The 13209-nt window shown below is 71.4% G+C and carries 13 protein-coding genes, 1 pseudogene and 1 riboswitch; of the genes and pseudogenes, 7 read left to right on the top strand and 7 right to left on the bottom strand.

The features are described from left to right. Positions 1–4 precede the first annotated feature (4 nt). Both B1H29_RS20655 and B1H29_RS20650 read left to right on the top strand, forming a co-directional pair. Positions 5–1657, top strand: a complete 1653-nt coding sequence (locus B1H29_RS20655) for a PTS transporter subunit EIIC (protein ID WP_055417519.1) — start codon at positions 5–7, stop codon at positions 1655–1657. Then, positions 1605–2174 carry a hypothetical protein gene (locus B1H29_RS20650; RefSeq protein WP_055417520.1) on the top strand — a complete coding sequence of 190 codons (570 nt, stop codon included), beginning with the start codon at positions 1605–1607 and terminating at the stop codon, positions 2172–2174. Before B1H29_RS20655 ends, B1H29_RS20650 begins: the two co-directional genes overlap by 53 nt. Before the next feature lie 14 nt (positions 2175–2188). Here the strand turns inward: B1H29_RS20650 and B1H29_RS20645 are convergent, their stop codons facing one another. After that, positions 2189–2785, bottom strand: a complete 597-nt coding sequence (locus B1H29_RS20645; RefSeq protein ID WP_055417521.1) for a dihydrofolate reductase family protein — start codon at positions 2783–2785, stop codon at positions 2189–2191. 81 nt (positions 2786–2866) lie between these two features. Here B1H29_RS20645 and B1H29_RS20640 point away from each other — a divergent pair, with 81 nt between their 5' ends. After that, complete coding sequence (locus tag B1H29_RS20640; protein ID WP_055417522.1) at positions 2867–3445, top strand: TetR/AcrR family transcriptional regulator; 579 nt, start codon at positions 2867–2869, stop codon at positions 3443–3445. A gap of 15 nt (positions 3446–3460) precedes the next feature. Here the strand turns inward: B1H29_RS20640 and B1H29_RS39430 are convergent. Next, a pseudogene (locus B1H29_RS39430) lies at positions 3461–3808 on the bottom strand (hypothetical protein); the annotation flags it as partial. Between the two features lie 111 nt (positions 3809–3919). Between B1H29_RS39430 and B1H29_RS20630 the strand changes: the two are divergent. The 3 genes from B1H29_RS20630 (at position 3920) to B1H29_RS20620 (ending at position 6130) form a co-directional block, all read left to right on the top strand. Continuing rightward, complete coding sequence (locus B1H29_RS20630) at positions 3920–4609, top strand: hypothetical protein (protein ID WP_055417523.1); 690 nt, start codon at positions 3920–3922, stop codon at positions 4607–4609. Positions 4610–4700: 91 nt separating this feature from the next. Beyond that, a complete protein-coding gene (locus B1H29_RS20625) occupies positions 4701–5234 on the top strand; it encodes a SigE family RNA polymerase sigma factor (protein ID WP_055417524.1) in 534 nt (177 codons plus the stop codon). Positions 5235–5392: 158 nt separating this feature from the next. Then, positions 5393–6130, top strand: coding sequence for a hypothetical protein (locus B1H29_RS20620; protein ID WP_055417525.1), 738 nt, complete (start codon positions 5393–5395; stop codon positions 6128–6130). Between the two features lie 229 nt (positions 6131–6359). Here the strand turns inward: B1H29_RS20620 and B1H29_RS20615 are convergent, their stop codons facing one another. The 5 genes from B1H29_RS20615 to thrC form a co-directional block, all read right to left on the bottom strand. Then, positions 6360–7490 carry an NADH:flavin oxidoreductase gene (locus B1H29_RS20615; protein ID WP_055417526.1) on the bottom strand — a complete coding sequence of 377 codons (1131 nt, stop codon included), beginning with the start codon at positions 7488–7490 and terminating at the stop codon, positions 6360–6362. A gap of 234 nt (positions 7491–7724) precedes the next feature. Next, positions 7725–9350, bottom strand: a complete 1626-nt coding sequence (gene groL, locus B1H29_RS20610) for a chaperonin GroEL (protein WP_055417527.1) — start codon at positions 9348–9350, stop codon at positions 7725–7727. 363 nt (positions 9351–9713) lie between these two features. Beyond that, a complete protein-coding gene (locus B1H29_RS20605) occupies positions 9714–9917 on the bottom strand; it encodes a cold-shock protein (protein WP_004929928.1) in 204 nt (67 codons plus the stop codon). 438 nt (positions 9918–10355) lie between these two features. Then, positions 10356–10631 (bottom strand): MoaD/ThiS family protein, encoded by a 276-nt coding sequence (locus B1H29_RS20600; protein ID WP_055417528.1) that lies wholly within the window; start codon positions 10629–10631, stop codon positions 10356–10358. Continuing rightward, entirely contained in the window at positions 10628–11938 is a 1311-nt protein-coding gene (gene thrC / locus B1H29_RS20595) for a threonine synthase (protein ID WP_055417529.1), read from the bottom strand. Before thrC ends, B1H29_RS20600 begins: the two co-directional genes overlap by 4 nt. 18 nt (positions 11939–11956) lie before the next feature. Next, positions 11957–12104: riboswitch (SAM riboswitch) on the bottom strand. Positions 12105–12244: 140 nt separating this feature from the next. Between thrC and B1H29_RS20590 the strand changes: the two genes are divergently transcribed. Next, complete coding sequence (locus B1H29_RS20590) at positions 12245–13189, top strand: glucosyl-3-phosphoglycerate synthase (protein ID WP_055417530.1); 945 nt, start codon at positions 12245–12247, stop codon at positions 13187–13189. The last annotated feature ends 20 nt before the right edge of the window (positions 13190–13209 follow it).

The following is a 13209-nucleotide window of genomic DNA, read 5'->3' as shown; positions in this document are numbered from 1 at the left end:
GGGAGTGCACAAGGACACCCACGACGACCCCGCCACCACGGCCGCCGCCCTCCTCCGCCTCGTAGGCGGCCCCGCGAACGTCACCTCCGTCGCCCACTGCATGACCCGCCTCCGCCTGGGCCTGGCCCACCGCTCCGGGGTCGAGGACCCGGCGCTGCGCGCCCTGCCGGGCGTGCTCGGGGTGGTGGAGGACGGCGACTCGTACCAGATCGTGCTGGGGCCGGGGGTGGTCGGACGGGTGACGGCGGCGTTCGAGGCGCTGCTGGCGGGCGACGGCACGCCGACCGGTGACCGCACACCGACCGGTGACCACACGCCGACCGGTGACGGCAGAACGCCCGCCGGTGACGGCGGCACGGCCGACACTCCCGTCGGCACGGCGGACGTCCCCGCCGTCACCGCCGGCACTCCCGTCCGCGCGGCGGGCGCCCGCGCGGACACGGCGGACGTCCTCGCCCTGCGCGGTGCCGAGCTGAAGGCACGGCAGAAGCGGCGCAACGCCACCCCCCTCAAGACGGCCCTGCGCCGCGTCGCGGACGTCTTCGTCCCGCTCGTCCCCGCCCTGATCGGCTGCGGCATCCTGGCGGGCGTCGCCGGTCTGCTGGCCAACCTCGGGTGGCTCCCCGGCGTCACCCCCGCCCTGGCCGCCCTCTCCTCCGCCTTCATGGCGCTGATCGCGGTGTTCGTCGGGCACAACACGGCGAAGGAGTTCGGCGGCACCCCCGTGCTGGGCGGCGCGGTCGCCGCCGTCGTCGTCTACCCGGGCGTGGCGAAGGTGACCGCGTTCGGCGTCGCGCTCGCCCCCGGCCAGGGCGGCGTCCTGGGCGCACTGGCCGCCGCGCTCCTCGGCACCCGCGTGGAGAAGTGGTGCCGCGCCCGCCTCCCCGGCACCCTGGACGTCCTGCTCACCCCGGCCCTGACGGTCCTGGTCTCCGGCCTGGTCACCCTCTACGTCCTCATGTACGCGGCCGGCGAGGTCGCCACGGCCATCGGCACGGCCTCGGACTGGCTCCTGGCGACGACGGGCGCCCTGGCCGGCCTGGTCCTCGGCGGCCTCTTCCTCCCCCTGGTGATGCTGGGCCTGCACCAGGCACTCATCCCCATCCACACCACCCTCATCGAACAGCAGGGCCACACCGTCCTGCTGCCCATCCTGGCCATGGCGGGCGCGGGCCAGGTGGGCGCGGCGGCGGCGGTGTACGTCCGCCTGCGCCACGACACGTCCGTCCGTACGACGATCAGGTCCGCGCTCCCGGCGGGCCTGCTGGGTGTGGGCGAGCCGTTGCTCTACGGCGTGTCACTGCCCCTCGGCCGCCCCTTCCTCACGGCCTGCGTGGGCGGGGCGGCGGGCGGCGCCTTCGCAGGCCTGTTCGCGATGCTCGGCACCGACGTGGGGGCGACGGCGATCGGCCCGTCGGGCTGGGCGCTGTTCCCGCTCCTCGCGGGCGGCGGAGGCTGGGCGGCGACGGCGGCGGTGTACGGCGGCGGGCTGCTCACCGGGTACGTGGTCGGCTTCGCGGCGACGTACTTCCTCGGCCTCGGCCCCGTCCTGCGGGCGGCGGAACCGGGCGGGCCCGTCGGTCCCGTGTGCGACCCTGAGGAACATGAACCACGCCCAGTCGACCGCCCTGGGCCGCGCCCTGCGTCTCCTCGGTGAGCACGGCGAGGCCCTGACCGCCGACACCTCCGACGCGAAGCTGCACGAGGTCCGCGCGGACCTCAAGCGCGCGATGGACCAGCTCGAGGAGAGCGTCTCGACGGCCGTCCCCAGCACCCGCTGCCCGGAACACCCGAACGGCCCGGTCGACAAGGCCGCCCCCGACCTGTGCCTCCTGTGCGAGACCCGCCGCCGCACCGCCCGCCGCGCCGAGTACAACGGCGGCCCGCTCCCCGCCCGGACCACCGAGCCGGTCCAGTCCCGCTACGGCGTCCGTGGCGACCGGCCGCAGCCCCAGCAGCGCTGGCTGCCCGAGCTGTGGAACGGGCAGGCGTGGCAACTGTGCGGCACCCCGCGCCGCGACCGCCGCGAGGCCGAGCTGTACATCGCGGCCCAACTGCGCGCCCCCCGCGCGGCCATGGCGTACCGGCTCGTCCACGAGTTCACGGACTACGAGGTGCTGCGGGTGTGGGGGACGCCGGTACGGGTGGACATCGAGCCGATGGGCGGCCTCTGAGCCGGGTCGCCCTCCTACCGGCGGGTGAAGCGGGTCAGCGTGACGCCGTTCTCGAAGGCGGTGCGACTGGCGACGTCGAACAGAGTGGGGTCGAAGTCACCGTCGACCAGCGGGACACCGGCGCCGGCGATCACCGGGTAGCTCTTGATCACCAGTTCGTCGATCTCGGGCAGCAGGGCCCCGGCGAGCCTGCCCCCGCCGCAGAGCCAGATGTCCAGCTCGCCGCCCTCCTCCGCCTTGAGTGCCCGGACGAGACCGAGCGGGTCGCCCGGCACCACCGTGACGGCGGGGTCGGCCTCGTCGGCTTTCAGGGTGCTCGAGACCACGTACTGGCGCAGGTGGGTGTACGGGCTGGCGTACCCCTCGTCGAGGCCGGGACGGTAGCTGCCGAGCCCCATCAGCACCGTGTCGAAGTTCCGGTTGGGTACGTCGGTGAGACCGACGGCGGCACGGTAGGCGGTCGGCACGGTCTCGGGGTACAGCGTGTTCGTCCAGGACGAGTACTCGGCGGCCCGCCGTTCGTCGCCGAGCGGGAAGAAGTCGAACTCACCGCCGGGACCGGCGATGCGTCCGTCGAGGGTGACGGCGACGTAGTACACGAGTTTGCGCAACTGAACTCCCCACGTAGTACTCTGCTTGAAGTGGTTTGACCGTAGTACTACACACGGAGTGGTGTCAATGGAGTTGTGCTCATGGTGAGAAGGAACGACCAGCGCCGCGCCGCCCTCGTCGACGCCGCGATCGAGGTACTGGCCGAGGAAGGCGCCCGGGGCCTGACCTTCCGGGCGGTGGACACGGCGGCCGCCGTCCCGGGCGGCACCGCGTCCAACTACTTCGCCAACCGCGACGACCTGCTCACCCAGGCCGGCGCCCGCGTCTACGAGCGGCTCCACCCGGACGAGGCCACGATCGCCCGCCAGCGGTCGGCCGGCCGCGACCGGGAGACCTACGTCGTCCTGATGCGCGAACTGGTCGACCGCGTCGCGTCGTTCCGCACCGGCTATCTCGCCCTCCTGGAACTCCGCCTGGAGGCCACCCGCCGCCCCGAGCTGCGCGCCGTCCTCACCGAACGCGTCCGCGCCGACCTCGCCGCCAACGTCTCCTACCACGAGGCGTCCGGCCTCCCCGGCGACGCGACGGCCGTCAAGCTCCTCTACCTGGCCCTGAACTGGCTGATCGTCGAACAGCTCACACTGCCGGACGTGCTCACCCCGGCCGAGCGCGACGAGCTGGTGGCGGCGGCGGTCGAACGGATCGTGGCGCCGGACTAGGCACTGACCCCGGACGCTCTCGTGGTTGGTCCTGCGCAGCCGGGCCCGCATCACTTCCTCCGGCTGCGCGTCCACCACCGCCCCCTTCGGGCAGTCCCACTCCCGGCCCCCGCCGACCGGCCGCAGCCGCACACCGCCGCCGACATGCGCCATCACCTCCCCCACGCGCCCGTCCCGCGCGTCCACGGCATGCGTCCCGACCGCCGGCCGCTCACCCCGCACCACCGACGCCGGCCGCTCGGCGACACGGACGTTGCACCGGCCCAGGTCCACCAGGGCGAACGGCTCGCCGCTCGCGCCGGTCACCGGATCGACGCACAGGGACGGCAGCACGACCCGGAGCCGGAACACGCGATCGCCCACACGCGTACGCGGAGATCTGGCGCCGCGTGCAACCCCCAGGCCGGCAACGGGAGTAGGAGTGGATGGAGAGGCGCCCTCCGGTCCATCGACCCCACTTCCCGTAGGAGCAACGTGTCCAGCAGCATCAAGAAGCTCGCGGTCGCCGTCGGCGCGGTCGCCATCGTGGTCAGTACACCGGTAGCCGGTGCCTGGGCGGCCGACGACTGGTCCGGTGACGCGTCCGGCAAGGGGCTGCGGACGCAGTCAGCCGTGCAGGGGGACCAGCACCCGACTCGCCACACGCAGGACGGGGAACAGCGGAGCGTGACCCGTTCCGCCGGCTCCGGAATCATCGACGGCAAGGAGTGGTCGGTGACGCTGCAGTTCTATCCGGAGGTTCCGGAGGGCTTCCCCTCCGATGACTGGACCTCCGGCTTCGGTGGCTCCCGGCCCGTGGATCCCTCGCTGCTCTGTCAGCGGGTGTTCATCGGCGGGGTCCAGGTCGATCACCAGGCGGGACCGTGGGCGGGTTGCGCCGTCGTGGACGGACGGGACGACTTCGTCGAAGGCGCCGGGCTGCACGGTCTGTCCGGCAAGGGCACGTCCGGGACCCGGATCTTCGTCGGCAACCCCGCTCCGGGTACGGCCACGGCCCGGTTGACTCTCGACGGCGGTACGGTCCGTACCGCCGAGGTGGTGACGCTGCCGGGGACCTCGTACCGCGCGTTCGCCCTGCCCGTCGCCGACGGGGAGACCATCGCGTCCGTCGACACCTTCGACGGACAGGGAAACCGGCTGACCCACGAGACGTACTGGGACTGACCCGCCGGTCCCCGGTCCCCGGGTGCCGCCCGCACCCGGGGACCAGACCGTACCTCCTGCCCGCCCACACACCCGCAGGGACAGACCCTTCGTGCACATCGGACCGGCCCTCGCCGCCGAAGACGATTTTACGGCGTTCGCCTCGGCCTACTGGAGCCGCCTGGTCAAGACCGCCTACATGCTGACCGGGGATTTCCACGAGGCGGAAGATCTGGTGCAAACGACCCTGATCAAGGTGTACGCGCGGTGGGACCGGGTGCGACGGGAGGACGCCGGCGCCTATGTACGGCGCGCGCTGGTGAACAACAACCGCAGCCGCCACCGCCGCAGACGGGTCGTCCACCTGCTCACCCCTCTGCTTCCGGACCGTCCGCAGCGGTCCGGCGAGACCGAACGTCTGGAGGAGCGCAACGTGCTGATGGAGGCCCTGGCCGAACTCCCCGAACGGCAACGCGCTGTGGTCGTCCTCCGTTATTGGGAGGACCTCGGGGAGGACGAGGTGGCACGGACCCTCGGGTGCACGCCCGGCACGGTCAAGAGCCAGGCTTCCCGCGCTCTCGCCAAGCTGAGGGCGCACCCCGCGCTGACATCGCACGACCGCGCGGATCTAGGAGGTGCCGCATGACCGCCTCCCACACACCCGGCGGACAACCGGACGCCTCGAGTGCCACGGACGCTTCCGTGCCGGACCGGCTCAACCCACCGCACGCTGCCGATTCCGCACAGGATGTGCGGCATGCGCTGGCCCGGGCGGCCGGGCGGAAGACGCCCGGACCAGCACCTGTGCAGGCCATCCTGGACGGTGCCCGTGCCCGGAGGTCGCGCCGCACCACCGTGAACGCGGCGGCCGGGGTACTGGTGGCCGCGGTCACGGCAGCCGTCGTCCTGCCGCTTCTGTCCGGCCCGCCGCAGGACGCCGGCCCGCGCCCCGCGGCCTCGCCCCCCTCCGAATCACCGGTTCCCGACGCGCTGGAAGCCGGAGAACGCAGCAGGGTGGTCCGCTCCGGCAGCATAGACGGCAAGGAGTGGTCGGTGACGCTGACGTTCTACCCGGACGCACCGGTCGGCTATCCCTCCGCTGACGCCGACACCGGCGACAAGGCCGACCGCGACGCCGACGGGAGCTCCGGCTTCGGCGGCGGTTCCCGGCCGGAGGGCCTCTCGCTGCTCTGTCAGCGGGTGTTCATCGGCGGGGTCCAGGTCGATCACCAGGCGGGGCCGTGGGCGGGTTGCGCCGTCGTGGACGGACGGGACGACTTCGTCGAAGGCGCCGGGCTGCACGGTCTGTCCGGCAAGGGCACGTCCGGGACCCGGATCTTCGTCGGCAACCCCGCTCCGGGTACGGCCACGGCCCGGTTGACTCTCGACGGCGGTACGGTCCGTACCGCCGAGGTGGTGACGCTGCCGGGGACCTCGTACCGCGCGTTCGCCCTGCCCGTCGCCGACGGGGAGACCATCGCGTCCGTCGACACCTTCGACGGACAGGGAAACCGGCTGACCCACGAGACGTACTGGGACTGAAGCCGTCGCCTGACGGCGGCCTGGGCACCGGACACCGAGCGGCCAGGGCTACGCCGCTGCCTGCACCGACGTCCGCCCCGCCCGCCCGCCTGGCCCAGGGCGTCGGCGACGCCGGCAACGCCGGGTTCCCGCGGGGGCGGCGGTCCGAAGGCGTACGCCAGCGAACCGGGCCTCCCTCGCGGTGCGCGACCGGATCAGGCCGGGGCGGGGCGGGCCGGGGCGGGCCGGGTCAGCTAAGGGTCTTCAACGACTCCGCGTCGAACGGCGCCAGCTCGTCGAAGCGGCCGGCCAGCACCTTACGGGCCCACTGCGGGTCCTGGAGCAGCGCGCGGCCGATGGCGACCATGTCGAACTCGTCGCGCTCGAACCGGTCCAGGAGGTTGTCGAGGCTGCCGAGCGCCGCGCCCACGCCCTGGAAGGAGTCGGTGAACTCGCCCTCCAGGCCGACCGAGCCGACCGTGATGGCGGTCCTGCCGGTGAGCTTCTTGGTCCAACCGGCGAGGTTGAGGTCGGAATCGTCGAACTCGGGCTGCCAGTAGCGGCGGGTGGAGGCGTGGAAGGCGTCGACGCCGGCCGAGGCGAGCGGGGCGAGGATCGCTTCCAGCTCCTCGGGGGTCTCGGCGAGGCGGGCGCCGTAGGCCTCCTGCTTCCACTGGGAGTAGCGGAAGATCACGGGGAACTCGGCCGAGACCTTCTCCCGTACGGCGGCCACGATCTCGGCGGCGAAGCGGGTGCGGGCCACCGGGTCGCCGCCGTAGGCGTCGGTGCGGCGGTTGGTGCCCGCCCACAGGAACTGGTCGACCAGGTAGCCGTGGGCGCCGTGGATCTCCACGCCGTCGAAGCCGATGCGCTCGGCGGCCGCGGCGGCCTCCGCGAAGGCGCCGATGACGTCGTCCAGGTCGCGCTGGGTCATCGCCTTGCCGGTGACCTCGTCCTCGCCGATGCGCAGGCCGGAGGGGCCGACGGCGGGGGCGTCCGCGAAGGGCGGCTCGCCCTGCTTGCGGACCATGCCGATGTGCCAGAGCTGCGGCACGATCGTGCCCCCCGCCGCGTGCACCGCCTCGGCGACCTTCGCCCAGCCGGCCAGTTGCTCCTCGCCGTGGAAGCGCGGCACGCGGTCGCTCTGCCCGGCGGAGTCGTGGCCGACGTAGGTGCCCTCGGTGACGATCAGACCGACGCCGGCGGCGGCGCGGCGGGAGTAGTACGAGACCACGTCCTCGCCGGGGATGCCGCCCGGCGAGAACATCCGGGTCATCGGGGCCATCGCGATGCGGTTCGGGACGGTCAGGCCGTTGATGGTGGCCGGGCGGGCGAGGATCTGAGCGGCGCGCGTGGCGGCGTCGGAGGCGGTGGTACTCACGTGGGGGGCTCCTTTAGGCGATACCAGTCGGTATGTGCGCATGCATTGACCGCACTCCAGCGACAACCGGCCCACCCCGCGCCACCATTCCGTCCGACCCTGCCCGCCTGGTGTGATCCGGGGCACACCCGGGCGTCCGCCGGGCGCCCGGGAACGCCCGAGGGCGGCACCCCCTGCCGGAACAGGGGGTGCCGCCCTCGGTACGTGACGGACGGTCGATCAGCCGGAGGCCGATCAGAAGTCCATGTCACCGCCCGGCATGCCGCCCGGAGCGCCGCCCGCGGCGGCCTTCTCCGGCTTGTCGGCGATGACGGCCTCGGTGGTGAGGAACAGCGCGGCGATGGAGGCGGCGTTCTGCAGGGCAGAGCGGGTCACCTTCGCCGGGTCGATGATGCCCTCGGCGATCATGTCGACGTACTCACCGGTCGCGGCGTTCAGGCCGTGGCCGACGGTCAGGTTGCGGACCTTCTCCACGACGACGCCGCCCTCGAGACCACCGTTGACGGCGATCTGCTTCAGCGGGGCCTCCAGGGCGAGCTTCACGGCGTTGGCGCCGGTCGCCTCGTCACCCGACAGCTCCAGCTTCTCGAAGACCTGGGAGGCCTGGAGCAGGGCCACGCCACCACCGGCGACGATGCCCTCCTCGACGGCCGCCTTCGCGTTGCGAACGGCGTCCTCGATGCGGTGCTTGCGCTCCTTGAGCTCGACCTCGGTGGCGGCACCGGCCTTGATGACGGCCACGCCGCCGGCCAGCTTCGCCAGACGCTCCTGGAGCTTCTCGCGGTCGTAGTCCGAGTCGCTGTTCTCGATCTCGGCGCGGATCTGGTTGACGCGGCCCTGGACCTGGTCGGCCGAACCGGCGCCGTCCACGATCGTGGTCTCGTCCTTGGTGATGACGACCTTGCGCGCGCTGCCCAGCAGGTCGAGCGTCGCGTTCTCCAGCTTGAGGCCGACCTCCTCGGAGATGACCTCGCCGCCCGTGAGGATGGCGATGTCGCCGAGCATGGCCTTGCGGCGGTCGCCGAAGCCCGGGGCCTTGACGGCGACGGACTTGAAGGTGCCGCGGATCTTGTTGACGACCAGGGTCGACAGGGCCTCGCCCTCGACGTCCTCGGCGATGATCAGCAGCGGCTTGCCCGACTGCATGACCTTCTCCAGGAGCGGCAGCAGGTCCTTGACGTTGCCGATCTTGGAGTTGGCGATCAGGATGTACGGGTCGTCCAGGGACGCCTCCATACGCTCCATGTCGGTGGCGAAGTACGCCGAGATGTAGCCCTTGTCGAAGCGCATACCCTCGGTGAGCTCCAGCTCCAGACCGAAGGTCTGGGACTCCTCGACGGTGATGACGCCTTCCTTGCCGACCTTGTCCATGGCCTCGGCGATGAGCTCGCCGATCTGGGTGTCGGCGGCGGAGATGGAGGCCGTGGAGGCGATCTGCTCCTTGGTCTCGACGTCCTTCGCCTGCTCCAGCAGGGCGGCGGAGACGGCCTCGACGGCCTTCTCGATACCGCGCTTCAGGGCCATCGGGTTGGCGCCGGCCGCGACGTTGCGCAGGCCTTCCTTGACCAGGGCCTGGGCGAGAACGGTCGCGGTGGTCGTACCGTCACCGGCGACGTCGTCCGTCTTCTTGGCGACTTCCTTGACCAGCTCGGCGCCGATCTTCTCGTACGGGTCCTCGAGCTCGATCTCCTTGGCGATGGAGACACCATCGTTGGTGATCGTGGGGGCGCCCCACTTCTTCTCGAGGACGACGTTGCGGCCCTTGGGGCCGAGCGTCACCTTGACGGCGTCCGCGAGCTGGTTCATGCCGCGCTCGAGGCCGCGCCGCGCCTCCTCGTCGAACGCGATGATCTTGGCCATGTGAAGTGGTCCCTCCAGGACTGGGGGTGATTCCTTCGGACCGCGCCCGCGCCCGCGACGGACGGCTCGCCTGCCTGGCGGTTCCTTCCCCACCCGGCCTGCGGGCCTCACCGACCCGGTCCTTCGTTGTCACTCTCACCTTCAGAGTGCTAACGCAATGATTAGCACTCGCCCCTGTCGAGTGCAAGCGCCTTCCGGGGATCGGCGCCGGGGACCGCCCTTCGGGACCGCCCTTCGGGACCGGCGTCCGGGCGGGAGCCCGGGCAGCAGTCCGGGCAGGAGTCCGGGCAGACCGAAGGGCCCGCACCCCCGGGGGGATGCGAGCCCTTCAGAGAAGACCTTCGCTTGCGGTGGCCGCGCGTCTCAGGCGCTGAGGCGAACCATGTCGGCCTGCGGGCCCTTCTGACCCTGCGAGATCTCGAACTCGACCCGCTGGCCTTCTTCGAGGGTGCGGTAGCCGTCCATCTGAATCGCGCTGTAGTGGACGAAAACATCCGCACCACCGTCGACCGCGATGAAGCCGTACCCCTTCTCCGCGTTGAACCACTTGACGGTGCCCTGAGCCATGCCTAACTCCCCTATTACTGGCCCTTGCACAGATCCGCACTTCGCGGACCCGGGTCAGACCTCACCCCCCACGACTGGGGGCGTGCGCCGGAACGCGTCGACCGCGGCTGAATGTATCTGTCCAACTGCCGTCTGCAACAGGTCAATCGGACGAGAAATCTGGACGCACCCGGCCCGGAATGTGGCGAGAATTCGCCTGAATTCGGGTCAAGTCGGGGCACACAAAGGGAACAAAAGCCGCGAAATACGCCCACACTTTGGCTACATCTTGTCGGACGGGCGGCAGGAATTCAGGGTTCCCGATCTTCCGATCGGGAGCGCGTTCCCCAACTCTACCGCGCTCAACCACATGGAATTGCCCCCTCCGCTTCTCTTACGGAGGGGGCAATTCGACAAACCGAGCGTTACCGCGATTACCGAAGGTAACGGAGAGGCGGGTCAGCCACCCGCGACCGCGGGGATGATGGAGACGCCGGCGCCGTCCGGGGTCGCGGTCTCCAGGCCCTGCTCGAAGCGGACGTCGTCGTCGTTGACGTAGACGTTGACGAAGCGGCGCAGCTTGCCCTGGTCGTCCAGGACACGGGCGGCGATGCCGGTGTGGTTCTTCTCCAGGTCGGAGATGACCTCGCCCAGGTTGACGCCCTCGGCGGGCACCTCGGCCTTGCCGCCGGTGTAGGTGCGCAGGATGGTCGGGATGCGAACGGTCACGCTCATGCGAGGCCAGCCTCTCGGAAGGAGTCCAGGTTGGGACGGATCGTGGCGCTGAGGCCGGTGCCGGCCACCGCGTCGAGGGTCTTCAGTCCGTCGCCGGTGTTGAGGACGACGGTGGTGAGCGACGGGTCCAGGACGCCGTCCTCGATCAGCTTCTTGGTCACGCCGACCGTCACGCCGCCCGCCGTCTCCGCGAAGATGCCCTCGGTGCGGGCGAGCAGCTTGATGGCCTCGACGACCTGCTCGTCGGTCACGTCCTCCACCGCGCCGCCGGTGCGGCGCGCGATGTCGAGGACGTAGGGGCCGTCGGCCGGGTTGCCGATCGCCAGGGACTTGGCGATGGTGTCCGGCTTCTGGGGGCGGACGACGTCGTGGCCGGCCTTGTACGCGGTGGACACCGGCGAGCAGCCCTCGGCCTGGGCGCCGAAGATCTTGTACGGCTTGTCCTCGACCAGACCGAGCCTGATCAGCTCCTGCAGGCCCTTGTCGATCTTCGTGAGCTGGGAGCCGGACGCGATCGGGACGACGATCTGGTCGGGCAGCCGCCAGCCGAGCTGCTCGCAGACCTCGTAGGCGAGGGTCTTGGAGCCCTCCGCGTAGTACGGCCGCAGGTTGACGTTGACGAAGCCCCAGCCCTCGCCCGCCGGGTCGCCGATCAGCTCGGAGCAGAAGCGGTTCACGTCGTCGTAGTTGCCCTCGATGCCGACCAGCTCACCGCCGTAGACGGCGGCCATGACGACCTTGCCCTGCTCCAGGTCGTGCGGGATGAACACGCAGGAGCGGAAGCCGGCGCGGGCGGCGGCGGCGCCGACGGCACCCGCGAGGTTGCCGGTGGAGGAGCAGGACAGGGTGGTGAAACCGAAGGCGCGGGCGGCCTCGATGGCCTGCGCGACGACGCGGTCCTTGAAGGAGTGCGTCGGGTTGCCGGAGTCGTCCTTGACGTACAGGCCGCCGGTGACGCCGAGCTCGCGGGCCAGGTTGTCGGCCTTGACCAGCTTGGTCCAGCCCGGGTTGATGTTCGGCTTGTCGGCCACGTCGGCGGGGACGGGCAGCAGCGGGGCGTAGCGCCAGATGTTCGCGGGGCCCGCCTCGATGCGCGCGCGGAGCTCCTCGGTGTCGTAGGTCGAGAAGTCGTAGGCGATCTCCAGCGGGCCGAAACACTCCTCGCAGGCGAAGACGGGGCCGAGCGGCACGCGGTGGCCGCACTCGCGGCAGGAGAGCGCCGCGGCGGGACCGAGGTCGACCGGGGAGGCGGCAAGGGTGGGGGAAGCGGCGGTGTCGGTGTTGCTTGCGACAGTCTGCACAGCCATGTGAGGCGAGGCCCTTTCTCCTCATCTTCCTCACGACGCATCTCGCCGTGAGACGGATTTGGCACCTTCCCTAGTCGGGAGCCTCGCCACGTCCGCGTGACAAGAACCGACTGGAGGGTTGCCGGGGCTTCAACGGGCCGTATCCCTCTGCCCCTCTGGATGAGCGGTATGTGGTTGTTTTTCGGTGGTACGCGCGTGACCCCGGCATGCGGTGGTCCGCCGCGTTGTTCAAGACTGTAACCGAAGGCCACGACGGTTGAGATAGTCGTCCGTACCGCGAGATGGATCACAAAGGAGCCACCGAACGTGCTGGAAGAAGTCGAGCGCTGGCTGAGCGCACGCTCCTGGTCCGTGTCGGACCGGCCGATCCAGCGGATCCTGACCGCCAAACAGGCCACCGGGCAGTCGGTCAGCGTGGTACTCCCCGCCCTCGACGAGGAGGCGACCGTCGGCGACATCGTCTCGGTGATCCGCCGGGACCTGATGGGCCGGGTGCCGCTCGTCGACGAGGTCGTGGTCGTGGACTCCGGTTCGGGCGACCGCACGTCGGAGGTGGCCGCGGCGGCGGGCGCGCGGGTGGTGCACCGGGACACGATCCTCCCCCGCGTCCCGGCCGTGCCCGGCAAGGGCGAGGTGCTGTGGCGCTCGCTGCTGGTCACCGGCGGCGACATCGTCTGCTTCGTCGACGCCGACCTGCGCGAGTTCACCGCCGACTTCGTCTCCGGCATCGTGGGCCCGCTGCTCACCGACCCGGACGTGCACCTCGTCAAGGCGATGTACGACCGCCCGCTCGGCGCCGCGCCCGGCCAGGGCGGCCGGGTCACGGAGCTGATGGCCCGCCCGCTGCTCAACCTGCACTGGCCGCAGTTGGCCGGCTTCGTCCAGCCGCTCGGCGGCGAGTACGCGGCCCGCCGCACCCTGCTCGAGCAGCTCCCCTTCCCCGTCGGCTACGGCGTCGAACTGGGCATGCTGGTCGACGCCCTGCACCTGGTGGGCCTGGACGCCCTCGCACAGGTCGACGTCGGCGTCCGCCGGCACCGGCACCAGGACGGCCAGGCGCTGGGCCGCATGTCCGCCGCGATCTACCGCACCGCCCAGCTCCGGCTGGCCCGCGGCCACCTGGTGCGGCCGTCCCTCACCCAGTTCGAACGGGGCGCCGACGGTTTCGAGCCGCGCACGTACTCCGTGGACACCGAGGAACGGCCCCCGATGGCGGAGATCGCGGAGTACGCGGCCCGGAGGGTGGCCTGAGGGTCAGCCGGGGCCTGAGG

The organism is Streptomyces pactum, assembly GCF_002005225.1.
GTDB lineage: Bacteria > Actinomycetota > Actinomycetes > Streptomycetales > Streptomycetaceae > Streptomyces > Streptomyces pactum_A.
The sequence above is the reverse complement of the archived record's forward strand: the minus strand, read 5'-3'. Positions and strand labels throughout refer to the sequence as shown.

Bases quoted from the DNA above. Each gene is read 5' to 3' on its own strand.
- thrC (WP_055417529.1), bottom strand. From the start codon at position 11,938: ATGGCTGTGCAGACTGTCGCAAGCAACACCGACACCGCCGCTTCCCCC.
- B1H29_RS20605 (WP_004929928.1), bottom strand. From the start codon at position 9,917: ATGGCTCAGGGCACCGTCAAGTGGTTCAACGCGGAGAAGGGGTACGGC.
- B1H29_RS20640 (WP_055417522.1), top strand. From the start codon at position 2,867: ATGGTGAGAAGGAACGACCAGCGCCGCGCCGCCCTCGTCGACGCCGCG.
- B1H29_RS20650 (WP_055417520.1), top strand. From the start codon at position 1,605: ATGAACCACGCCCAGTCGACCGCCCTGGGCCGCGCCCTGCGTCTCCTC.
- B1H29_RS20600 (WP_055417528.1), bottom strand. From the start codon at position 10,631: ATGAGCGTGACCGTTCGCATCCCGACCATCCTGCGCACCTACACCGGC.
- groL (WP_055417527.1), bottom strand. From the start codon at position 9,350: ATGGCCAAGATCATCGCGTTCGACGAGGAGGCGCGGCGCGGCCTCGAG.